The 20,849-nt window shown below is 62.0% G+C and carries 20 protein-coding genes; 1 reads left to right on the forward strand and 19 read right to left on the reverse strand.

Annotated elements, in window-relative coordinates; translation table 11 throughout:
- Positions 1-365: 365 nt before the first annotated feature.
- From LQE90_RS02225 to LQE90_RS02310, 18 genes are all read right to left on the reverse strand, one after another.
- Positions 366-1,121 carry an amino acid ABC transporter ATP-binding protein gene (locus LQE90_RS02225; RefSeq protein WP_114568041.1) on the reverse strand — a complete coding sequence of 252 codons (756 nt, stop codon included), beginning with the start codon at positions 1,119-1,121 and terminating at the stop codon, positions 366-368.
- A 12-nt stretch (positions 1,122-1,133) separates the two neighbouring features.
- A complete protein-coding gene (locus LQE90_RS02230) occupies positions 1,134-2,549 on the reverse strand; it encodes an amino acid ABC transporter permease (RefSeq protein ID WP_216529208.1) in 1,416 nt (471 codons plus the stop codon).
- Between the two features lie 17 nt (positions 2,550-2,566).
- Positions 2,567-3,367: an ABC transporter substrate-binding protein gene (locus LQE90_RS02235; protein WP_216529207.1), complete on the reverse strand. Its 801-nt coding sequence runs from the start codon at positions 3,365-3,367 to the stop codon at positions 2,567-2,569.
- Positions 3,368-3,742: 375 nt separating this feature from the next.
- The gene (phnPP, locus tag LQE90_RS02240; RefSeq protein WP_216529206.1) at positions 3,743-4,534 is read right to left on the reverse strand and encodes a phosphoribosyl 1,2-cyclic phosphate 1,2-diphosphodiesterase; all 792 of its coding nucleotides are present in this window, start codon (positions 4,532-4,534) and stop codon (positions 3,743-3,745) included.
- On the reverse strand, positions 4,531-5,289 hold the full coding sequence (locus tag LQE90_RS02245) for a phosphonate C-P lyase system protein PhnL (protein ID WP_231088168.1): 759 nt from the start codon (positions 5,287-5,289) through the stop codon (positions 4,531-4,533). Before LQE90_RS02245 ends, phnPP begins: the two co-directional genes overlap by 4 nt.
- A gap of 1 nt (position 5,290) precedes the next feature.
- Complete coding sequence (locus LQE90_RS02250; RefSeq protein ID WP_216529205.1) at positions 5,291-6,646, reverse strand: alpha-D-ribose 1-methylphosphonate 5-triphosphate diphosphatase; 1,356 nt, start codon at positions 6,644-6,646, stop codon at positions 5,291-5,293.
- A gap of 256 nt (positions 6,647-6,902) precedes the next feature.
- Positions 6,903-7,763, reverse strand: a complete 861-nt coding sequence (locus LQE90_RS02255; protein WP_216529204.1) for an ATP-binding cassette domain-containing protein — start codon at positions 7,761-7,763, stop codon at positions 6,903-6,905.
- A complete protein-coding gene (locus tag LQE90_RS02260) occupies positions 7,756-8,625 on the reverse strand; it encodes an alpha-D-ribose 1-methylphosphonate 5-phosphate C-P-lyase PhnJ (protein ID WP_216529203.1) in 870 nt (289 codons plus the stop codon). Before LQE90_RS02260 ends, LQE90_RS02255 begins: the two co-directional genes overlap by 8 nt.
- Positions 8,609-9,757 (reverse strand): carbon-phosphorus lyase complex subunit PhnI, encoded by a 1,149-nt coding sequence (locus LQE90_RS02265; RefSeq protein WP_216529202.1) that lies wholly within the window; start codon positions 9,755-9,757, stop codon positions 8,609-8,611. The genes LQE90_RS02260 and LQE90_RS02265 overlap by 17 nt, the downstream gene beginning before the upstream one ends.
- Positions 9,758-10,411 carry a phosphonate C-P lyase system protein PhnH gene (gene phnH, locus LQE90_RS02270; RefSeq protein WP_114566607.1) on the reverse strand — a complete coding sequence of 218 codons (654 nt, stop codon included), beginning with the start codon at positions 10,409-10,411 and terminating at the stop codon, positions 9,758-9,760.
- Complete coding sequence (locus LQE90_RS02275; protein ID WP_231088169.1) at positions 10,408-10,857, reverse strand: phosphonate C-P lyase system protein PhnG; 450 nt, start codon at positions 10,855-10,857, stop codon at positions 10,408-10,410. Before LQE90_RS02275 ends, phnH begins: the two co-directional genes overlap by 4 nt.
- Before the next feature lie 58 nt (positions 10,858-10,915).
- Positions 10,916-11,908, reverse strand: coding sequence for a PhnE/PtxC family ABC transporter permease (locus LQE90_RS02280; protein ID WP_114566609.1), 993 nt, complete (start codon positions 11,906-11,908; stop codon positions 10,916-10,918).
- Complete coding sequence (locus tag LQE90_RS02285) at positions 11,905-12,774, reverse strand: PhnE/PtxC family ABC transporter permease (protein WP_114566610.1); 870 nt, start codon at positions 12,772-12,774, stop codon at positions 11,905-11,907. Before LQE90_RS02285 ends, LQE90_RS02280 begins: the two co-directional genes overlap by 4 nt.
- Positions 12,771-13,682 carry a phosphonate ABC transporter ATP-binding protein gene (phnC, locus tag LQE90_RS02290; RefSeq protein WP_114566611.1) on the reverse strand — a complete coding sequence of 304 codons (912 nt, stop codon included), beginning with the start codon at positions 13,680-13,682 and terminating at the stop codon, positions 12,771-12,773. Before phnC ends, LQE90_RS02285 begins: the two co-directional genes overlap by 4 nt.
- A complete protein-coding gene (locus LQE90_RS02295) occupies positions 13,682-14,770 on the reverse strand; it encodes a phosphate/phosphite/phosphonate ABC transporter substrate-binding protein (protein ID WP_216529201.1) in 1,089 nt (362 codons plus the stop codon). Before LQE90_RS02295 ends, phnC begins: the two co-directional genes overlap by 1 nt.
- A gap of 592 nt (positions 14,771-15,362) precedes the next feature.
- Positions 15,363-16,040, reverse strand: coding sequence for a DUF559 domain-containing protein (locus LQE90_RS02300; protein ID WP_231088191.1), 678 nt, complete (start codon positions 16,038-16,040; stop codon positions 15,363-15,365).
- A gap of 561 nt (positions 16,041-16,601) precedes the next feature.
- Positions 16,602-17,726 carry an aldo/keto reductase gene (locus tag LQE90_RS02305; RefSeq protein ID WP_216529200.1) on the reverse strand — a complete coding sequence of 375 codons (1,125 nt, stop codon included), beginning with the start codon at positions 17,724-17,726 and terminating at the stop codon, positions 16,602-16,604.
- Between the two features lie 126 nt (positions 17,727-17,852).
- A complete protein-coding gene (locus LQE90_RS02310; RefSeq protein WP_216529199.1) occupies positions 17,853-18,749 on the reverse strand; it encodes a LysR family transcriptional regulator in 897 nt (298 codons plus the stop codon).
- 220 nt (positions 18,750-18,969) lie between these two features.
- On the opposite strand from LQE90_RS02310, the gene LQE90_RS02315 reads away from it, so the two are divergent.
- Positions 18,970-19,959: a TDT family transporter gene (locus LQE90_RS02315; RefSeq protein ID WP_216529198.1), complete on the forward strand. Its 990-nt coding sequence runs from the start codon at positions 18,970-18,972 to the stop codon at positions 19,957-19,959.
- 128 nt (positions 19,960-20,087) lie between these two features.
- Here the strand turns inward: LQE90_RS02315 and LQE90_RS02320 are convergent, their stop codons facing one another.
- Positions 20,088-20,846, reverse strand: coding sequence for a GTP pyrophosphokinase (locus LQE90_RS02320; protein WP_114566616.1), 759 nt, complete (start codon positions 20,844-20,846; stop codon positions 20,088-20,090).
- Between the last annotated feature and the right edge of the window lie 3 nt (positions 20,847-20,849).

The raw sequence follows: 20,849 nt of genomic DNA on the forward strand, positions 1-20,849 counted from the left end.
AGATATTCGACCTCGTAAGGGAAGCGTAGAACTCGGGGGGGGGGGGGTGCGGGATGGGTGCGGGCGCGGGATGGGGGGGGGTGGGATGGGGGCTGGAGCGGGGGCGGGCGAGAAACTGAGCGCGGAGCACTCGACTTCCAGATGCTGCCTGGGAGATACGGGCCTCCTGGTCAGCCTTGCGTTTTGGGATAAGAAGCACCAGGACAATGACCTGTATCAGGCTATCCTCCTTGGCACGCTAAACGTGAATGAAGGGATGCTCACGGAAAACGCGATCGCGCTCGACGGCACCGGCGCCGCACGCAAAGAGAGGGCCGCAACTCCAGGAGTCCGGCCCTCTCTTTTCTACGCAGTATTCGGACGGGTTACGAAATGTGTCCGAGGAAGTCTTTGGTACGGTCGGACTTCGGATGGTCGAACACCTCTTCCGGCGTTCCCTGCTCCACGATGAAGCCGCCGTCCATGAAGATGACGCGGTCGGCCACATCGCGCGCGAAGCCCATTTCGTGCGTGACCACGATCATGGTCATACCCGCTTTCGCCAGGCTTTTCATAACGCCCAGAACGTCGCGCACAAGCTCTGGATCAAGCGCGCTGGTAGCCTCGTCGAACAGCATGACATGGGGATCCATGGCCAACGCGCGCGCAATAGCCACGCGCTGCTGCTGGCCGCCCGACAGCTCGGACGGCTTGTACTCCACGCGCTCGCCAAGGCCCACGCGCTCAAGCTGCTCGATCGCGATCTGCTCGGACTCCTCCTTGCCGCGACGGAGCACCTTCTGCTGAGCCAGCATCACGTTGCGCTTCGCCGTAAGGTGCGGGAACAGATTGAAGTTCTGAAACACCATGCCAACCTTGGCGCGCACTTTGTTGATGTCGGTCTTCTTCGAGGTGATCTCGGTATCCTCGAAGAAGATGCGGCCCTCGGTGGGCGTTTCCAGCATGTTCACGCACCGAAGCAGCGTGGACTTTCCCGAGCCGGACGGCCCCAGGATAACCACCACTTCGCCGCGATACACGTCAAGGTCAATGCCCCGCAGCACCACGTTGTCGCCAAACGCCTTGCGCAGTCCTTCGATACGCACGACGGGGGCCTCCGAAGATTCCTTTACATCGTTCATGGAAGCACCTCCTTAATGGCTCAGTCGGCCGCTGGGCGAGGGGTCGTCCCCCACCGCACCCGGGCCGGCAAACGTCTCGGACATGCGAATGCTGCGCGCTACGGCAGCGTCGGAATCGGGAAGGATCGCATCGGTGGGATTGCTGCCCAAACCCGCATGCGCGCCCTTCTTGCGCTTCCTGCGACCGCCCGCCATGCGCTGCTCCATCGAGTTGATGAGCTTCGTCATGGGGATGGTCACGATCAAGTAGAAGCCCGCGGCCACGATGTAGGGCGTTACGTTGCCCGTTGCCGCCGTGATGGTCTTCGAGAACATCATGATTTCCATAACGCCGACAGCCGCCAAGAGCGAGGTGTCCTTGTACATAAGGATGAACTCGCTGGTCATCGTAGGAATGACGCGACGAATGGTCTGCGGAATGATCACGTAGAACATAGTCTGCGCGCCGTTCATGCCCAATGAGCGGGCCGCTTCGAACTGGCCCGTGTTGATGGACTGGATGCCCGCACGGAATATCTCGGCCAGATACGCGCTGGAGTTCAGCACCAGCACGATGGCTCCCAGGACGAACAGGTCCATCTTGATGCCGAGCAGCGGCAGACCGAAGAACGCGATGTAGATCTGCAAGAACAGCGGCGTGCCGCGCACGACGTTGATGTACGTTGCGCCGATAGCGCGCGGAATACGGCTTTTCGCCATGCGAAGGAACGACCACATCAACCCCAGGGGTATGGACAGCGGGAAGCTGACCACCACCAGCGCAAGGGCCACAAGCCAACCGGAGAATACCGTGGGCACCGATGTCACGACGATCGTGGGATCGAAGAACAGATGGAGGAACTTGTTGGAGTTCCACGCCTTCACCCATTCTTGCTGCCCGAGCCACGAGGACAGCTGATCGGCTGGCGACGTGCTGACTACGGTGAACGTCTTGTCGGTTGCAGGCATGTCATGCTGCTGCCCATCGGCGGTTGTGTAGCTTCCCGCCAGGCCGAAGCTTCCGCCTCCGCCCGGTAGCAACACGCGATTGCATTCCAGCATGACAAGCGAACCGGCAGGAGCGGGATCAGCGAAAGACGCCGTCACCCGCACGCCGTCGACCGTCGCCTGAGCGGCCACGTCCAAACGGTCGAGCCCGTTCATGACCGTGACCTTCACGTTTTCAGCTTCAACCGTGGAACCTTCGGGCAAGTCGATGACCACCTGGGACAAAGACTCGTCCTCGGCTGTTTGACCCTGCCACGTAACGCGCGTGGGCGTGGCACCGAGCACCTGCGAACCGTCGGCGTCGTTGGGCTGGGCGCTCCAACGCTCGGTTTCCAACGCATGCGCGCACAAGGGCTGGGCCAGCGAAACGGCAAGTGCCGCAGCGGCCAAGACCACTGCGACACGAGCGATGTGCGCTTTTGCACCGTTAACGATGTTCATGATTCGAAACAGTCAGACTACTTGAGCCACTTGGCAACAAGCTCGTCGTACGTGCCGTTGTCCCGCACGGCCTTGAGCGCTTCGTTGAGAGCCTTCGTCAGCTCAGGATTCTCTTTGCTCACCACAACGGCGTACTGCTCGCCCGTGGGAATCTCCTTGATGACTTCGCAGTCGGAATACGCCTTCACGTAATAGTTCGCAACGGGCAGGTCAACGGAAATCGCGTCGATCTGGCCCGAATCGAGGGCGGCGAACACGGCCGTCATCTCGTCGTACGCGGTCACTTCGGCGTCCTTGATGTTCTCGGCAGCCCACTCGTAGCCGGTCGTGCCGGACTGAGCGCCGATCTTCTTGCCCTCAAGCTGCGACACGTCGGTGATGCCCGAATCCTTGCGCACGGTGATGCTCTGGTTCACGTCGCAGTACGAATCGGTGAAGTCGATCTGCTGCAGGCGCTTGTCGGTGATGGTGAACGAGGAAACTCCCACGTCGGCCTTGCCGCCAGCCTGGATAAGCGGAACGATGGTGTCGAACTTGGTGGAAGGCAGGTACTCGCACTCAAGGCCCATTTCCTTGGCAAGGGCGTTCATGAGGTCCACCGCAAAACCCTCGGGCTTGTCGCCGTTAAGATTCTCGAACGGCGGAAAATCGAGCGATGCGGCAACGGTAAGCTTACCGCCGTTGACCAGCTGGTAGCCCCCGTCGGCTCCCGCTGCATCCGAAGCGGCGTTCTGGTCGCCGGACGAGCAGCCGAACAGCGTCAGCGTTGCGGCCAGCATGCCCGCAACGGCAACGAGGCCCCATTTCTTGATATTCATATCCTCTCCCCTTTCCACAATGTTCGCTCTTTCCGAACATGCACATGGTATGCAGTCGCACCACTATACGGCCCCGAGCGCGTTTTATCAAAGAACTATGCGTTTCGAACTGGATAGGCAGGGCCTGACGGCCCCCGAGCGGTCGTTTCAGGGGGTTCTACGGTTTAGCGCAGTAAAGTGGTGGAGCGTGTTGGGGACGCGGGTGTGGGTGTGGGTGTGGGTGTGGGGATGCGGCGTACGGGGGCGTGGGGCGGTCCGGGCGCGGCGGCGCGGCGGTCGAGCCGTGCGGGCGCGTGGGCGCGGCGGCCCGGCCGTCCGCCTGTGCGGGCGTGCCCGGCCAAACCGCCGCCCCAAGCGGCAAGACAAGCCGACGGGCTAGGCAGCAGGAATGCGAAAGCCCAGATACGGGATTCCTCCGAACCGGCCATGGTAATCCGACCCGCCCGTGCATATCAATCCGTAGCGTTCGGCCACATTCGCACAGCGCGCATGATCGATGGGCGTGTGGTCGGGGTGGAACCGCTCGATACCTCCCAAACCGCATTCCGCAAGCGCCGGAACCATATCGTAGCTATCCAGCTGACCGGGGTGCGCCAAAACAGCCAGCCCCCCGTCCTCCACGATAGCCGTCACGGCATCGCGCGCGTCCACGTACGCGATATCGCGATCGCAGATGCCGCCGTTCTTGAACAAGCTTCGGTACAGCGCGCGATAGGCTGCGGATACGTACGGCTCATCGGTGAGCGCCGCCATGATGTGCTGCTTGTACAACGCCGTGGAAGCGCAGCTCAGCGCAAGGGCCTTCGACACATCGACACGATAGCCGGCCGATGCCAACCGATCAAGCTGCCAAAGCGAATTCGCGTTGCGACGCTCGAGCGTGGGCGCGCACAGGGCCTCCACCGCTGACGCCCCCTCGTGCAGTCCCAAGCCCAGCACGTGCACCTTGCGCATGCGCTCGAAATCGTACGCGCTTATCTCCACGCCGCCCACCACGCGAACATCCAGTCGCTCTCCCAGCTTGGCTGCCTGGTCAAGCCCTCGCGTCGTGTCGTGGTTCGTGAACGCCACGCGCCCAATGCCGCGCTGGCGCGCCTGCTCGAGCACCTCCTCGAACGTGTCCGAGCCGTCCGAAACGGTGGTATGCACATGGAGATCTTCGATCACGCCATCATCCCTTCCTGCATGTTGAACTCATGATCGCACAACCCCTCCATGAATTCGAGGTCGTGGAAAATGCCGAGCATGGTGGTTCCCTCGGCTTTGAGCTGCTGGATCAGATCGCGCACCTTCAGCTTCGACGCATTGTCGAGCGATGCCGTGGGCTCGTCGAGCAGCAGCAGCCGGGGGCGCTTGATCATGGCCGCCGCAATGTTGAGCCGCAGCTTCTCGCCTCCCGAAAACGTGCGCGGATACAGCTCCCACAGCTCTTCGTCCAGGTCGAAGTGGCGAAGCATCCGCTCGGTTTCCGCCTCCGCCCGCTCGCGCTCGGTCGCGCCGTAGGCTTCCAATGCGCTTCTCAACACGATGTCGCGCGCGGTTTGGCGCGGCAGGGCATTTAAGAACTGGGACACGTAGCCCAGTTCGTAGGAGCGCAGGTACAGCATCTGGCGCTGCGTGGCCTGGGCGATGTCCACCAGGCCGAAGCGCGCGGAGTCGTACAGGATACGCCCGTGCTCAGGCAGGTTCGTGCGCCAGATGCAGCGCAGGATGGTGGACTTCCCGCTGCCGCTGCGACCGGTAATGCCCACGAACTGACCGGGGGCGATGGAGAACGAAATGTCGTGGCACCCCTGGATCCTCCGGTCCACCCGATGGAGCAAAAACGACTTCGACAGGCCCTCGATCTGAAGCAAGGGAGCTGCGGGAGCTCCCTGGACGGCCGTGCATGGCTCCAGGCCGTCGGAACGCTCGACGGTCATGCTACATCACCTCGACGCACGCGGCGCGGGGTGCGCGAACAGCCTTGTCGCACTCGGCAAGGTCGCGCCCGTACCCGCACGGCTGATCGGGATAGTGCGAGCGAAACACGGAATGGCCGCCCACGAACGCGCGCGTGACCACCGGCATGGTGCGCTTGCCCGCGCCTTGCGCCAAGCCGGTCGAGGTGCCGCCAGCGCTTTCTCCGCAGGAGATCTCGCGCACCAGCAAGATGTCCGCGCGCTTGCCCACGGCAAGGGAGCCCACCTCGTCCGCAATGCCCGCAGCTTTCGCGGGATTGATGCTGACCAGGGAAAATGCTCGCGCGATATCCAACCCGCACCGATCGCGCAACGTGAACACGGCATCGAGCAGCGCCGCCGGATAGTAATCGCTGCACAGCACGTCGATCGCGCCGGCCTGCACGGCCTCGCGTGCGCTCAGATTGCCCGAATGGCTGTGGCCCAGCATGACGTTGGGCGCCCCGGCAATCGTGTGCATGCCGCGCGCCCGCGCCTCGCGGGCGATGTCGAGCGAAATGGGAAACTCGGAAATGGTGGCCTCCAAGCCGTCCATGAAAGCAAGCTTCTCCACGCTGTCGTCGTCGTGCGAGGCAATGGACACGCCGCGCTCGCGCGCGATGGAAGCCAAGGCGGTGATCTGGGCGTACGTCATTTTCTGGCTTTCCTGCTGCTGACGGACGATATCGCGCACCTCGTCGTCGGAAACGTCACGGTAGCCTTTGAGCGTGTCGCCGAACACCAGCAGGTCACGGTACTGGCCCTGGCCGGGGGTGTGATCCATGAACGACACCAGATCCACTTTGCCCGAACGCAAGAACTCCTCGATGTCGTCGTACAGATCCACCGAGTCCAATTCCACGCGCATGTGCAGGCGGTGGCGAATGAGGTGGTCGCGCTCTTCGCCGCCGCGCAGCGCCGCCACGCGGTCGATGAGCGCGCTCACGTTTCCGAAATCGCGAATGGGCTTGTGGTCGAAGATGTGCGCCCCGTACACCGAAAGCGAGTGGAAGATGGTGGTCACGCCGTGCGACACCAGCTCGCGGTCGGCCTTGTACAGCGACGTGCTCAGGTCCATGACCACGCTCGGGCGCGGCGAGGCCACGTTTTCCACGTAGTCGGAGTGGATGTCGATCAGCCCGGGAGCCACATACGCGCCGCGCGCATCGACTACGGGAAGCACGCCGACGACGGAATCGGGCTGCGCGTCGAAATCCGACACGCTGGAAGGCTCGATGGAAGCGATGCGCCCATCGATCACGACAACGTCGTGATCGGGCAATACGCGATCGGCGCACACCACCGTACCGCCGCGGATGATGCAAGAGCTGTTGTCCATGGAAGAATTCCTTTCGGGAGTTGGTCGGGCAGGAGCGAAGCGACCTGCCCATGCCGCCGCCAGGCGGCATGCGGGGCGTGCTGGTTGGCGTAGTACGTCAGCGAGGGGGCTTCCCGGTGCCCAAGATTGGCGCGAAGGCTCGAGGAAGCGTGCTTTTGCACGCGACGAGGGCCTGGAGCGCCAAGATTGGGTGCCGGAAGCTCCCGCAGCGTCGGGCGGTTCCGGCGGTCTACCGACCGCCGGAACCCGCTGCTCGTCAGAGCAGCGAATAGACGAGCTGCTGGGTGTAGGCATGCTGGGGATCCTCGAGGATCTGGTCGGTCAGGCCGCTTTCGATGACGCGGCCGTCCAGCATGACCAGGGTGCGATCAGCCAGCATGCGGATAACGCCCAGGTCGTGGCTTACCACCAACATGCTCACGTTGAAGTCGCGCCTGATCTGCTGGATAAGATCGAGCACGGCGGCCTGCACGGACAGGTCGAGCCCCGTGGTCACCTCGTCGAGCAGCAGGATGGGCGGGTTGTTGGACAGGGCCTTCGCAATCTGAACGCGCTGCTGCATGCCGCCGGAAAAGTTGCGCGGCGGCTCCACCGCGCGCGCCTGCGGTATGTTCACGCGCTCCAGCAAGTCCTCGCCTCGTGCGCGCATGGCGCCCACGTTGCGGCTGCCTGCGGCTATCATCTGCTCGGCAATGTTGGACAAGCTGGAAAAATCCATCCGCAAGCCCAGATACGGGTTCTGATACACCATGCCGAACACCGTGTTCCGAATAGCCCGACGCTGCTGCGACGACAAATCGAACAGGTTGGCGGCGCCACCGTCGTACGGCAGTGCGCGAACGTCGCCCGACGTTGCCTCCTCGTCGAAGAACAGGCACTTCATGAACGTGGACTTTCCGCTGCCGGACTCGCCCACCACGCCCACGATCTCGGCGGGGAACACGTCCAAGCTCACGTCGCGCACCGCATGCACCGTACCGCAGCGCGGGCACACGTTGCGCTCGAGCTGCGCCGAGGAATCCAGGCAATACGCGCAACCGGAGCCGAACCGCTTCGACAGGTGGCGCACCGACAAGCTGGGCGTTTCATCTGCGCCGAAGTGCTGCGCATCAAGCATGGGGCGCTCCTTCCAAAGAATCACTGGTCGTTCGCAGGGTCGACGAAGCGCAGAACGCGGTGTCGTTGCACTGATAGAACACGGCGCCGGTTTCCTCGTCCACCAACTCGTCCAGGTACACGTTCCGAGCGCCGCACAAGCGGCACTGCTTGCCGTCGAAGCGCTCCACCGCGAAGGGATAGTCCTCGAAATCCAAGGGAGCGACGTTCGTGTAAGGAGGCACCGCGTATATCTTCTTCTCGCGGCCTGCACCCAGCAGGGTCAGGTGATCGGCCTGGTGAAGCTTCATGTTGTCGAAACGAGGAATGGGAGACGGGGCCATGACGTAGCGATCGTGCACAAGCACGGGGTGATCGGCGCCCGTCGTGGTCATGTTAAATCGCACGATCTGGTCGAACAGCTCCAGCCACGCGCCTGTGTAGTCGGCTTCCGCATGCAGGCGCCGCGTGACGGCCTCGCTCGGCTCGAAGCTGCGCAACGGCTCGGGCGTGGGCACCTGAAGCACCAGCACCTGGTCTGCGCGCAGCGGCTGCTCGGGAATGCGATGGCGCGACTGCACCAGCGTGGCCTCTTCGGTAACGTCGGTGACCTCGACATCGGTGGTGTCGGCCACCAGCTTCTTGATGTTGACGGCGTTCACGCTGTCGTCCGACCCCTGGTCGATCACCTTGAGCACGTCATCGCGCCCGATCAGGCTGAGCGTGATCTGCAACCCGCCCGTGCCCCACCCGCGTCCGATGGGCATTTCGCGCGACGCGAAGGGCACCTGATAACCCGGGATGGACACGCCTTTGATGATCGCGCGGCGGATCTCGCGCTTCGACGCCTCGTCGAAAAACGCGTAATTATAGCGCTGCTGCATCGGCAGGCCCCTTCCCTTCCTCGCGCGTGCCGCGCACGCTGGACAGCTTCGATTGGAACGTGACGTAGTGCGGCAGCTTGAGGTGCGAGATGAACCCCGTAGCCTCCACGCCGTCCACGTGGTACAAAACGAACTCCTCGTCTTCAGTGGGATAGCGCGCATCGCCCAGCTCCAAGCAGCGATCGAGCACGCTCATGGCGATGGCCTTGGTCTCGGCGCGGCCGAACACGCAGCCGTAGCCCACGGCCAAAGACAAGCCGGCCGACAGGTTCGCCGCCTCGTCCTCATGGGACATGAACACGCTTTCGACTTCGGTAAGGGGAACCGACCCCAGGTAGTACGCGTCTTCGGCGCCGCCCGCCTCCAGCGGGTGATCGACCGACACCGCAACCGTGCCGCTGCGCAGCTCGCCCACCGTGGGATGCGCGGGCCCGAAGCCGCGAATGGCCGCGTACCCCAACGCCTCGACGGCCTGCGTCATGCCGCGCGCAAGCGTTTGCAAGCGCACGGAACGCGGCGCGGGAAACGTGAGCGGGACCATGGTGGCGTCAACCGGCGGGGTATCATCGCATCGCACGGGTTCGACCAGTCCTTCGCCGCGCAGGTAATCCAAAACGCGCGGAAGCGCAGCGGGGAGCGCGCCGTCTGCAGCGGCAGTTGCGGCGCAGGCGTCCTCGTCAAAGTGACGCAGCAGCTCCGCGCGCTTTTCCGCAAGGACTTCCTCGTCTTCGGTCTCCAGGTCGAACGCGAGCAGACGATGGCCGTAATCGCGCGTAGCGCCAAGAACCTGACCTCCCGGAACGTCCTTGAATGCCGCCGACACCCGGCGATTCGCGCGCATGCTCCCCGTATCGATGGGCCGCGAAACGTACGGCCGCTCCAGCGTCGAGCGAAACGCGCGCAGAAGAAACACCGCTTCATCGGGCGATCCTTGCGCCTGCTTGAGCGCAAGCGCCGCCAAGCGCGGGGCGTACAGCGACGCCTCGCCCATCACCTGGTCGATCAGGTCAGGAAACGTGCCCTCGATCTGGTCGGTTCCCCACGCTGCCGAAGAGCTGACGCGTTCGAGCTCAAGCAGCTTGAGGCTTTCCTCGATGGCCTTGCCGCCGCCGCGAACCGCAACGTATCCCATTTAGAGCACCCCCTTGGCGTCGAGCTCGCCAACACACGTCACGCGCGAGCTGCGGGGAACGGCCACCACGTTGCCCGAAGGATCGACCAGCACCATTTCCACGCCGCACGGAAACTCGTCCTCGCGCGCCGCACGGGCTTCGGCCCAACCGATGCGGTCGATGGCAAAGCGGTTCGCATCCCGCACGCCCGGCCCGCGCACCTCGACAGCAAACATCGCCGGCTCAGTGCGCTCGGTCGCAGCGGAAGCCTCCGCGATACGCGTGCAGCCCATGAGCAGGGTGGCTCCTTTCTCCGGGGCCATCAGCGTTCCGCGGCACGACTCCAACACGGCCTCGGCTGCCATGCGCGCATCCGCACGTGCCGGCACGATGACGAAACCGGCGTCGCAAACGGAAGCGCGAGACGCATGCGATTCGCTGGTCACGTACGCGGCCAGAGCATCCGGCTCCACATCGGCCACGGCGAACGTCACCGCCTGATCGACGAACAGCCGTACGATCGACTCAAGCGCCGGATCCAGAGCCGTCGGGCGCGCAGGATTGTCGGGCGCGGCCTCGACGCGATGAACGGTACCCGGGTACGCAAACGCGTCCAACACGCTGCGAAACGTCCGCTGCATACGATGCAGATCCGCATCCTCCCTGATCATCATGCTTCTACCTCCATGGTCGAGAAATCCACGCGCGTGGCGTCGACGCGGCGCGCATCGGCTGCGTCTCGCTCGGCAATGCGAGCAAGCTCATCGGCAAGCCGAGGCTCCCAGCGCTGCGCGCGAGCCGCGCCCGCCTCCCCGGAAAACGCCGCATCCACCACGGCCAGCTCGTAGGCGCGGCAGCGATCGCTTCCCAAGACCAGCCCCAAGCCAACAGCATCCCCCATGCGCACGCGGCACGACGTTGCCAGCGCTTCGCCCAGGTAGAACAGGGTTCCTTGCGCCGTCTCGCGCACCTGCATCATCACCAGCTCTTCGCGAGGGTCATCGAGCACGACGATGGCGCCCGGCGCCGCATCGCGCTCGATTTCGCACACGATAGCCCGCGCCAGCGCAGGGTCGCCCTCCACGAGAGCGCGCGTGCGTTCGTATCGCTTCAAAGTCACAGCATTCCTTTCATTACAAGTTGAATCTCAACCACCACGAACCCAGCGCAGGCGAAGTTCACCGCTGCACGATATAGCGCTTCCGCAGCTTCGTAGCCACCACTTCCAGCACCACCGCAACCGCCAAGCACAGGTACACGATCAGCCCCACCTCATGGATGTTGTAGTAGAAGCTTCCCGCCAAGAACAGCTGGTAGCCAATGCCGCCCGCGCCCGCCACGGCCCCCACGGCCACAGCGTTCACAAAGTTGATCTCGAAACGGATGAACGTCCACGAGAGCATTTCGTTCACTTTTTCGGGCACCACGCCCCGAAACACCACCTGCCACCATGAAGCCCCGCTCGCGCGCAGCGCCTCCAGCACGCCGGCGTCCACCTCTTCGAAGCTTTCCGAATACGCTTTCACCAAATACGCCACGCTATGAAACAGCAAGCCGGTGACCGCCGCCTCAGGGCCCAGCCCGATAGCCACCGAGAACACGAGCACCCATAAGATGGTGGGAACGGCGCGGGCCACGCTCATGAACACCTTGATGGCGTTGCTTACGGCTCTGCTTGACAGGTTCGACGCAGCCAGAAGGCCCAGCACGAACGCGATCACCGCGCCGATGAACGTCGTAAGCAGCGCCAAGGCCAACGACACGAACAGCCCCTCCATCACGTCAGGCAGCGTGAAGTGCCCGCCAAGCCCCGGCTGCAGCATCATCATGAAGAAATCCTCGACAGCGGCAGCCATTGCAGCGAAGAACGAGACCTTGCCGTAGTCCATGGTTACCAGGGCGTACACGGTCACGACGGCCAGAACGCCCAGAACCGTGTACAGGGCTTTGTTCGAAGCGCTGGCCACATGGGTCTTGATCTTGCCCGAACGCGTAACGCGCGCACCGGCCACCGCAGGCGAAGCCCCGCCTCCGAAGCTCCCGTCAACCGAGGCGGCGGCCCCGGCTCCAACGCCCCGCATGTCGGCAGAAGCCCCGTGCACGTAGCCTGCGTCCTCCGCAATGGACGAGGCCATCGCCTCCGCAGCCACCTTGTCGGCGTTGCGCATCATATGATCTTCCTCCTCACGTAGTTCGACGTGAGCTCGCACGCCACAACCGCCAGAATGATCGCCAGGATCACCAACCCGGCAACGTCGTAGCGAAAGCTCTTGTAGTACACGTCGAACACGAAGCCGATGCCCGTTCCCGTCAAAAGGCCGATGAGCGTGGCATCGCGAATGTTCGTCTCGATCATGTACAGCACCCAGCTGACAACCGACGTGATGCTCATGGGAATGACGGCCTGCGCCACGATCTGCCCGTAGCTGGCCCCCGCGGCGCGCAACGCCTCCACGGGACCAGAGCCCATCTCGTCGATGCTTTCCAAAAAGCACCTTGTCAAATAGCCGAAACTGGTCAAGAACAGCGCGAAGAAACCCGTGAACTCGCTTTGTTTGAACGAGAACAGCAAGATGAACGCCCAGGCAACCACCGGAATATTGCGAAACAGCGACGCGATAGCCCTCACCGCAAGGGGAATCGGACCGCCCACCCCCACCGATCGAGAGCCCAAAACCGCGCATACGTACGCCAGGATCGCCGCCGTGCAACTCGACGCGATCGAAGCCAGCACGGTCGATGCCAAAGCGGGCAGAATGGTGCCCAGCTTCTGAAGGGACGAGACCGACGGAACGAACTGCGTGGCCATCCATACGAACCCGCCCGGAACGTCAAGCACCGCCTGGATGAAATCGAATCCGACGTAGGTGCCCGACAGCGCGCCCAACGCAAGAAACACTGCGGCGGCCGCAACAAGGGATACGGTGCGTCGCAGGAAGAAGGACCCGTCGTACTGACCCCGCGGAACAGCACGATGACCGCGTAATTTTGCGCGCACGGCCGCAACGGGCGCACGTCTGATAGCGCGATCGATCATGCAGCCTCTCCCGTCGACTCGTCGGACAAGGGCTGCGCCTTTCCACCCGCACGCGACGCTTCGCCGCGGCCGGATTCGTCGTCTTCGCCCGAATCGTAAATGTCGGCAATGATCTCTTCGGTCAGATCGGCAGGGGAGCCATCGAACACCAGCTGGCCTTTCTTGAGGGCCACGATGCGATCGGAGAACTCGCACGCGAAATCCACCTGGTGCAGGTTGACCAGGCAGGCAACGCCCAGCTCGTCAGCCGCCCAACGCAAGTGCTCCATCACGGTGCGAGAAGACTTCGGATCCAGGCTGGCAATGGGCTCGTCGGCCAGCATGAGCAGCGGGTCCTGCACCAGCGCACGGGCAATGCCCACGCGCTGCTTCTGTCCGCCGGACAGCTGATCGGTGCGCGTATAAGCGAAATCCGCCAAGCCCACCTGGTCGAGAATCTCGAACGCACGGCGCTTCTCTTCCTCGCTGAACAGGCCCAACATGCCCGCAAGCGTAGACTTGTAGCCCAAACGGCCCTGCAACACGTTCTCGATGGCGGTTGCGCGATACACCAAGTTGTAGTGCTGGAACACCATCGCAATACGACGGCGGCACGCGCGAAGTTCGCGACCTCGCACGCCCGTCACGTCCCGACCGTCAAACAGGACCGACCCTTGCGTAGGGTCGATCAGCCGGTTCACGCATCGCAGCAGCGTGGACTTGCCCGCACCCGAGCATCCGATGATGCTGACGAACTCTCCCGGAGCCAGGGAAAGCGACACCCCGTCGAGCGCCTTCGACCAACCGTCGTAGCTCTTCGTCACGCCGCGCAGATCAAGCAGGTTGTCGGATCGATGCTTCGCCTGCGCAGGCGAAGCGCCCGCCGATGCGGGCGCCCCCGGCGCAACGGATACGCGCGCGTCAAGCATTACTCCGCCCCGCCCAGTTTGCGAATCGGCTCGTACCACGCATCGTCGGTCTTGACGAATCGGGTCTTCTCAGATTCCTTCTTGAACAGGCCCTTTGCGTTTTTGTCTTCAGGATCGATGAAGATCTGCTTGTTGCCGGCAACCGCATCGGAGCAGAAGTGCTCGACGATCTTCGTGCGATCTTCATCAGAGATCGCCTCTTCGTTGAAGCAGATGGGCGAGTTCAAAACCGGCGTGAGCGCGATGATGGTGAAGCTTTTCCCGCGCACCGTGTCCATGGGGGCCTCGGCGTTGTCCTTCGCCTTGTATACGGCACCGATGCTGTTGGGCTCGCCGGACACGAGGTCAAGGTACATGTCCACGTCAACGTCGTCAAACGCCGCCGCCTCGGCGTCGCCCGAAAGCAAGTTCACCACCGAGCCCACGTGCGAGTTGCCGAACAGCACTTCGCTGAAGAACTTGCCGGCCTCCAACAGCTGGTCGGAGCTGTCCAACCCGAACTCTTTCACGATGCCGCTCGACGGAACCTTGAAGCCCGAAGTGGACGTGGCCGACACGAACGAGAATGACTTGCCCTTGATGCCCTCGATCGAATAACCGCTTCCCTTCTTGTACTGCTCGGCGTCTTCGGTGCGCACGCAAATGCGGCTGTAGTAGCAAGCCCCTTCAAGGCCGCCGTCCTTGTCGCTGTTGGTGAACGCAGCCTGCACCTTGGGGTTCTTCTTGTTGGCCTGCACGTAACCTTCGGGACCCAAAAGGGCCATTTGAGCCTTGCCCGAAGCGATGGACTCGATGGCCACGTTGTAATCCGTGGTGGTGAGCAGCTTCGCTTCGCGCCCGCACGCTGCCGTGATGGCCGCGCCGATAGCCTCGCGCGAGGAGGTCATGTCGGCCGAAGAGTTGTCAGGAAGCCATACCATCGTGATAGGTTCAGCGGAGGACCCGCCGTCGGTCTGCGACTCGGAGGAGCCCGCAGCCGCGCCGCTTCCGCCAGCCGTGCAGCCCGTCATCGCGCCGAACATGCCCGCCATTGCAAGCGCAGCACCGCCCACTACGAACTGGCGCCTGCTCAGAAACCCTTCTGCCATGCTTTCTTCCTTTCGCGATTCCGACACGCACGTGTCGGATGGTTTCGTTGTTGCGCGCATCGGATCTCCGGTGCGCGCAATCAATCGTACGGAAGGCAGGTAAAAGGCACTTCAGGCGCAGGTAAAGAAGCTCCCAAGTTCAAGCAAGGAAGCTGTCAGATCCGGGCAAAGGACCCGTAAAGAAGCCTGCGGAAAAGGCGGACAGCGGCGCTTCTTGTGCCGAGCAGGGTCCCGCGCCAAGCAGGGTTCCGAGCCGAGCAGGATCCCCGTATCAGACAGGCCCCGCGCCAAGCGGCGCTTCCCGCATCAAGCAGGCGTCGCCCTTTTCCCGGATCCCGGATCCCGGAGGCGACTCTCGCACCAACGCCCAGCCGCCACCGATACGCGCACAGAAAACGAGGGTCTTGGCACGAAATCTCGGGTCTGCGTCGTCTCGCCGGACTATCGGCTGCGGTTGTTTTGAGCAGCTGCACCAACAGGCCAGCTCAACAAGCCGCAACAGATCCGGCAACGATCGAAGGCATTTCTCAAGGAGCGCAGACCCGCAATCCCGTGCCAAACTGGACGCCAAACCCAGAAAACATGCGGGGCCTTAACGCAGTACGGCCTCGCGCAAGCGGTAATGCGCCCGCGTGAACTCGGGATCCTTGAACCGCAGTCTCTTGCCCGTCATTTGGGCAATCAGCACAGCGATTTTGAACAAAGCTTCTCCACTGGAAATCTGGCCGTTAGTCACCGTTATCACGGTCATCCCCATAGACACCAACGTGTTGCGGCGCTTCGAATCGCGCGAAATATGCTGAGCGCCCGTATGACATTCGTCGGAATCGTATTCGACGCATACGTTAACCCGCGGCCAGCACAAATCGCAAACGCAGTACCCCTGAGACGCACTGCGACGAAATCGCATAGGAACGTCGATACGATAGTTGAGGAAGGGTTTCTCGATGCCGTAGCCTCCCAAGCGATACGGCAAGCACAACAGCAGGTAGAGAGCCGATTCCCGAGGAGACGCCGAACCGTCGTTCATGTAAAGCAACGCCTGGGCGGCTTTTTTCCGGCCCCGCACTCCAGCAGCGCCTTCGACAAACGCCTTCAACTTGGAAACGCAGGTAAGCGGGGGCAGGTTGTATTCCGTGCCGCCCTCTTTGCGCTGAGCGTAGGTGCCGCACAGCTCCATGCCTTGATACACAAGCTCCTCCAAAGAAAGGTCGCTTGCCATCAGAAGAAATAGAAATTCCGGCGAAGGGGCCAGCACGCCATTCCCCACCTGCAAAAACGATCCCTTCGGAAGCGAACCGCTCCACAGCCGTCCCGTCAACAGCGAAGAACGCGGACGCGCGGAAGGGCGGGATACCAGCACCTCGAAAGGCGGATGACATTCGAAAGGCAGTTGAACGCCATCCGGCAAAACCGGTCGCTCGCCTTTTTCCAACGTGCGCTCGGCGCGCGAAGTCGCATCGCGGCGAGCGGAGGCGTTTCGAAAAAGCAGGCTCCGATCGCTGCGCCAAAACTGCAAGGCAGTTCTATGACTTATTAAGATATACATGTAGAAAGCATATCATTTTACAAAGCGCTCTGCCGAGCACGTTGCCTGGCGCGAAATCGCGGGTCTGCGCTGCTCAACCAGCCCATCGGCCGTAACCGTTTTGAGCGCCTGCATCAACAGACCAGCTCATCGAAACGCGGTAGATTCGACGGGTATCGAAGACGATCGCCGGAAAGCGCAGACCCGCGATTTCGTACCAAGTGCAGGAGGCGCACGAGTCTCACCCAGCAAAACGCATCCGGGTCCGCCGCGGCCCTGCGACCGAAAGACTCGGCGCATCCCCTACTCGAAGTGGTCCACGGCAACCTCAAGCTGACGAACGATGTCGATGCCCTGCGGGCACATGGCTTCGCACGCGCCGCAGGCAATGCACTTCGAAGCCGGCCCAGGAGCTGCCTGCCAGGAATACAAGCCCTTCGCGAAATCGCGATTCTCGGTCATAAGCTCCAGGTTCAAAAGGCTTAAGATCTCGGGGATAACCACGTGCTCCGGGCAGCCCTTGACGCAGTACCGGCAATTGGTGCAGGGAATGGACGCCAGATTGGACAAAATGCTCCGCGCCGTCTCCAGCGCCGCGCGCTCATCAGGCGAGAACGGCTTGTTGCCGCGATGCTCTTCCACGTTTTGCCGAACCTGATCTGGGGAGGACATCCCCGACAGCACCGTCAACACGTTCGGAAGGTTGTAGCAGAATCGGTACGCCCACGAAGCCAAGCTCAACTCCGGGCGACACGCCAGCAAGGGCTCCGCAACGCGCGGGGGCAGGTCGGCCAGGCGTCCGCCGCGGGCGGGCTCCATGATCACCACGGGTACGTTGTGCTTTTCGGCAACCTCCATGCATCGGCGCGCTTCCACAACCGGATCGTCCCAATCCAGGTAGTTCACTTGCAGCTGAACGAAATCGGCATCAGGGTGCGCCCGCAGCAAGGCATCGAGCGCGTCGGGGCCGTCATGCATGGAAAATCCCCAATTCCGAATGCGCCCCGCCGCCTTCTCGCGCCTGGCAAAATCCCACATGTCATACGCGTCGAAGGTGGCGGTCCGAGCGCCGCCCACGTTATGCAGCAGGTAAAAGTCAACGTAATCGACGCCCAAACGCTCAAGGGAGGTTCTCAGGTTGCTTTGAGCCGTCTGGGCATCCGGAGCCGCCCAGGCCAAGCACTTCGTGGCGATAGTGAACGAATCGCGAGGATAGCGCCGCACCAGCGCCTCTCGCAAAGCCGTCTCGGAAGCGCCCTCGTGGTAGACGAACGCGGTGTCGAAGTACGTGCCGCCTCCCGCAATGAACGCGTCCACCATCTCTTTGAACTGCTCAAGGTCGATGCTCTTCTGGTCCTGAGGGTCCAGCAAAGGCAGGCGCATGCAGCCGAAACCGAGCTTCGACGTATTCTGGAATTCTGGTTTCACGAACGCTCCTTCTTGCTTTCCTGTATTCGGTGACAAGAAAAATCATACCTATTGGAGCAGGCTCCAAGTCAAGAAGTTTCCGTACGCGAAAAAAAGATCGTGCCGAGCGCGCATCCCACAGCAACGCTACGCGCGCGAACCGGAACCGGCAAGGCAATCGAACAGGTACTGGAATTCCTGCTCGAAAATGCTGTTGCGCAGCCGTATGAAGGCTATGTCATGCTCCACGGAGAAGCCTTCCAGCTCGACGGCGCGCAGCGTTCCTTCGCGCAGCTCCCGCTCAACCGCAGCCTCGTACAGAAACGCGATCCCCATATCCCGCTGTACGAACACCTTGATAATATCGAGACTCTCCACCACGCTCACCTGGCTGAAACCATCGACGGAAAGGTTGCGGGCGGCCAGCGCATGCTCGAGCACAGCGCGCGTGCCCGAGCCCCGCTCGCGCACCAGCACATGCTCGCCGAACAGGTCCTCCACCCGCCCCGGATCCTGACTGAAGCGATGATCCGGCGCGCATACGCACACGAACCGCTCGCTTCGGTAGACGTTCCAAGCGTAAGCGCTCTTATCGAAGAACCCCTCCACGAACGCGCAATCTATTTTGCCCATTCCCAAAAGCTCAAGCAGTTCCGCCGTGCCGCCGGACCGCACGGTAACCCGGTACCGCGGGTGCTCGACCAAGAAGTCAGCAAGCGGCGCCGCAACCAAATACTCGCCCGCCGTCAGCGTCATGCCCACAACCAGATCGACGCGCGACCCGGCAACGGCCTCGGCAACGCGATCGCGCAGCAACGCCTCGTCATGGGCCATGGTGGACAGGGCATCGCGCAGCATACGCCCCGCAGCGGTAAGCGCAAGCTTCTTGTTGCGGTAATCGAACAAAGAGGCGCCGTACGCTTTTTCCAGGTACGCAATATGCTGCGACACCGCCGGCTGCGTCACGTTAAGCTCTTCGGCGGCGCGCGTGTAGTTCATCGTGCGGCACACCGTTAAAAACGTTGCTACGCGAAAGTCCTGCATACGAGCCTCCACCCTTCATCGAGCATCGTGCTTTTCGCCAATGCCATAACAGTACCTTATTGCTACATAAATATATATTAGTTTCCTTTGTTGTTACGGTATGGAAGAATACGCCAAAGGCGCCTTCGGTCAGGAAGCTGCGCGTTTCGCGTGAATCATCGCGAGATCACCTACAACAAGATTATTCTCGTTTACGATAAGCTCAACAGAAAGGCGAGCCGTGCTCAACGTCATACAAAAAGTGCCCATCCCCACCGCTGGCGTCGCGCTCGGCCTGGCAGCGCTGGGCAATCTACTGCAACCGTACACCGAAGCGATCCATGTCATTTGCGGCGTGCTCGCGTTTGCCCTCATTGCTTTGCTCGCTGCGAAAATCGTCCTGTTCCCCAACATGATTCGCGACGACCTGCATAATTCCATTCTGGCAAGCGTCAGCGCAACGCTGTTCATGACCCTTATGCAGCTGGCCGTTTACCTGGCGCCCGCCGCCTACGAACTCGCCTTCGCCATCTGGGCCGCCGCCGTCATCTCGCACTTGGCCCTTATGGGATGGTTCACCGCGCGGTTCATCGCCCATTTCAAACTGCACGAGGTGTTCCCCACCTACTTTATTTGCTACGTGGGAATCGTCGTGGCCTCGGTCACGTCACCTACATTTGCAATGACGGGTGCCGGCCACGTGCTGTTCTGGTTCGGATTCGCCTGTTACCTGGTACTGCTTGCGCTGGTGACCTACCGCTACGCCAAGCATGAAATTCCCGAGGCAGCGCGCCCGCTGTTCTGCATCTACACGGCGCCCATGAGCCTGTCGCTTGTAGGGTACCTGGCAACCGCAGCCGACCCCAACCCCCTGTTCGTAGCCGCGATGCTGGTGCTGGCGCAAGCCCTGTTCGTCCTGGTGCTGTCGAAGCTGCCCCGCCTTCTGCGCCTTCGGTTCTACCCAAGCTACGCCGCCATGACGTTTCCGTTCGTGATCACGGCAACGGCGCTGGGAAAGGCCCTGGTCTTCTTCCGAGCAAGCGGCGTCGCCCTGCCCGAAGCGCTCGACCTGCTGTTCGTTGCGGAAACGGCCATTGCGATTGTCATGGTGGCGTACGTTTTCAGCCACTACGTTCGCTTCTTCGTGCGCCGCATCGAGCAGCCGCAAAGCGCCGCCGTGCTGCAAGAGAACCAGCAAATCGCCCGCTTCTCGGAGAACTTCGACAACTAGCCGACCTCTGAACTCCGAACTTCGAAGGATCGAAGAGGGCCGTATGCATGCTGCGCGCAAACGCGTCGCAGACGCATACGGCCCTCTTCTCTTGCCGTTTGCCGTTTGCCGCTTAACGCGACAAGCAGCTACTTGCCCATCTCCAGGCTGCGAGCGAGCACCTGCATGCGGGCCTCGACATCCTCGATAATCCGGCTGCAATCCTTCAACTCGGCATACGAGTCAAGCCCCTCCACCTCGCGCACCGCCTTGTACTTGAGATCATGCTCGAGGCTGGCCCAAAAATCCATGGCGATCGTGCGCAGCTGCACTTCCACGGGAATGAACTCTTTCTTGTCAAGGAAGTACACGGGAATTCGCACGATCACGTGCAAACTGCGGTATCCGTTGGGCTTCGGACTTGCAATGTAGTCCTTCACCGTGACGATGGACAGGTCATCTTGTTTCTGAAGCAGCTCCAGCAGGTTGTATACGTCGTGGATGTACGAGCAGATCACCCGCACGCCCGCGATGTCCATGATGTAGCGTTCCATGTTCTCGAGCGTGGGCTCTTTTCCGTAACGCTCCAGCTTCTCGAAAATGCTCGCAGGCTTCTTGATGCGCGATTCGATGTGGTGAATGGGATTGCGATTCTTCTTGAGGTTGAGATCTTGGTCCAAAATCTCGAACCGCACCTGCATTTCACGCATAGCAGCCTGGTACTTCTGAATGATCTCGCGTGTTTTCGCCTCAGCCTCGCGCAGGCGCCACAGGTCATCCATGGGCCCGCGCAAATCATCGGTCGAACGAAACGCCGGCTGGATCCCTCCTTCTTCCACGGACCCGTTTTGATCAGCCCGTTCACCCGAAAACAAGGGTTCGTCTTTCACGCCGAACGCCACCTCCATGAC

Origin of the sequence: Paraeggerthella hominis (assembly GCF_021044775.1) — a bacterium.
In the GTDB taxonomy this organism is placed as follows: Bacteria; Actinomycetota; Coriobacteriia; order Coriobacteriales; family Eggerthellaceae; genus Paraeggerthella; species Paraeggerthella hominis.

Bases quoted from the DNA above. Each gene is read 5' to 3' on its own strand.
- LQE90_RS02225 (WP_114568041.1), bottom strand. From the start codon at position 1,121: ATGAACGATGTAAAGGAATCTTCGGAGGCCCCCGTCGTGCGTATCGAA.
- LQE90_RS02230 (WP_216529208.1), bottom strand. From the start codon at position 2,549: ATGAACATCGTTAACGGTGCAAAAGCGCACATCGCTCGTGTCGCAGTG.
- LQE90_RS02235 (WP_216529207.1), bottom strand. From the start codon at position 3,367: ATGAATATCAAGAAATGGGGCCTCGTTGCCGTTGCGGGCATGCTGGCC.
- LQE90_RS02245 (WP_231088168.1), bottom strand. From the start codon at position 5,289: ATGACCGTCGAGCGTTCCGACGGCCTGGAGCCATGCACGGCCGTCCAG.
- LQE90_RS02250 (WP_216529205.1), bottom strand. From the start codon at position 6,646: ATGGACAACAGCTCTTGCATCATCCGCGGCGGTACGGTGGTGTGCGCC.
- LQE90_RS02255 (WP_216529204.1), bottom strand. From the start codon at position 7,763: ATGCTTGATGCGCAGCACTTCGGCGCAGATGAAACGCCCAGCTTGTCG.
- LQE90_RS02260 (WP_216529203.1), bottom strand. From the start codon at position 8,625: ATGCAGCAGCGCTATAATTACGCGTTTTTCGACGAGGCGTCGAAGCGC.
- LQE90_RS02265 (WP_216529202.1), bottom strand. From the start codon at position 9,757: ATGGGATACGTTGCGGTTCGCGGCGGCGGCAAGGCCATCGAGGAAAGC.
- phnH (WP_114566607.1), bottom strand. From the start codon at position 10,411: ATGATGATCAGGGAGGATGCGGATCTGCATCGTATGCAGCGGACGTTT.
- LQE90_RS02280 (WP_114566609.1), bottom strand. From the start codon at position 11,908: ATGATGCGCAACGCCGACAAGGTGGCTGCGGAGGCGATGGCCTCGTCC.
- LQE90_RS02285 (WP_114566610.1), bottom strand. From the start codon at position 12,774: ATGATCGATCGCGCTATCAGACGTGCGCCCGTTGCGGCCGTGCGCGCA.
- phnC (WP_114566611.1), bottom strand. From the start codon at position 13,682: ATGCTTGACGCGCGCGTATCCGTTGCGCCGGGGGCGCCCGCATCGGCG.
- LQE90_RS02295 (WP_216529201.1), bottom strand. From the start codon at position 14,770: ATGGCAGAAGGGTTTCTGAGCAGGCGCCAGTTCGTAGTGGGCGGTGCT.
- LQE90_RS02310 (WP_216529199.1), bottom strand. From the start codon at position 18,749: ATGCAGGACTTTCGCGTAGCAACGTTTTTAACGGTGTGCCGCACGATG.
- LQE90_RS02320 (WP_114566616.1), bottom strand. From the start codon at position 20,846: ATGGAGGTGGCGTTCGGCGTGAAAGACGAACCCTTGTTTTCGGGTGAA.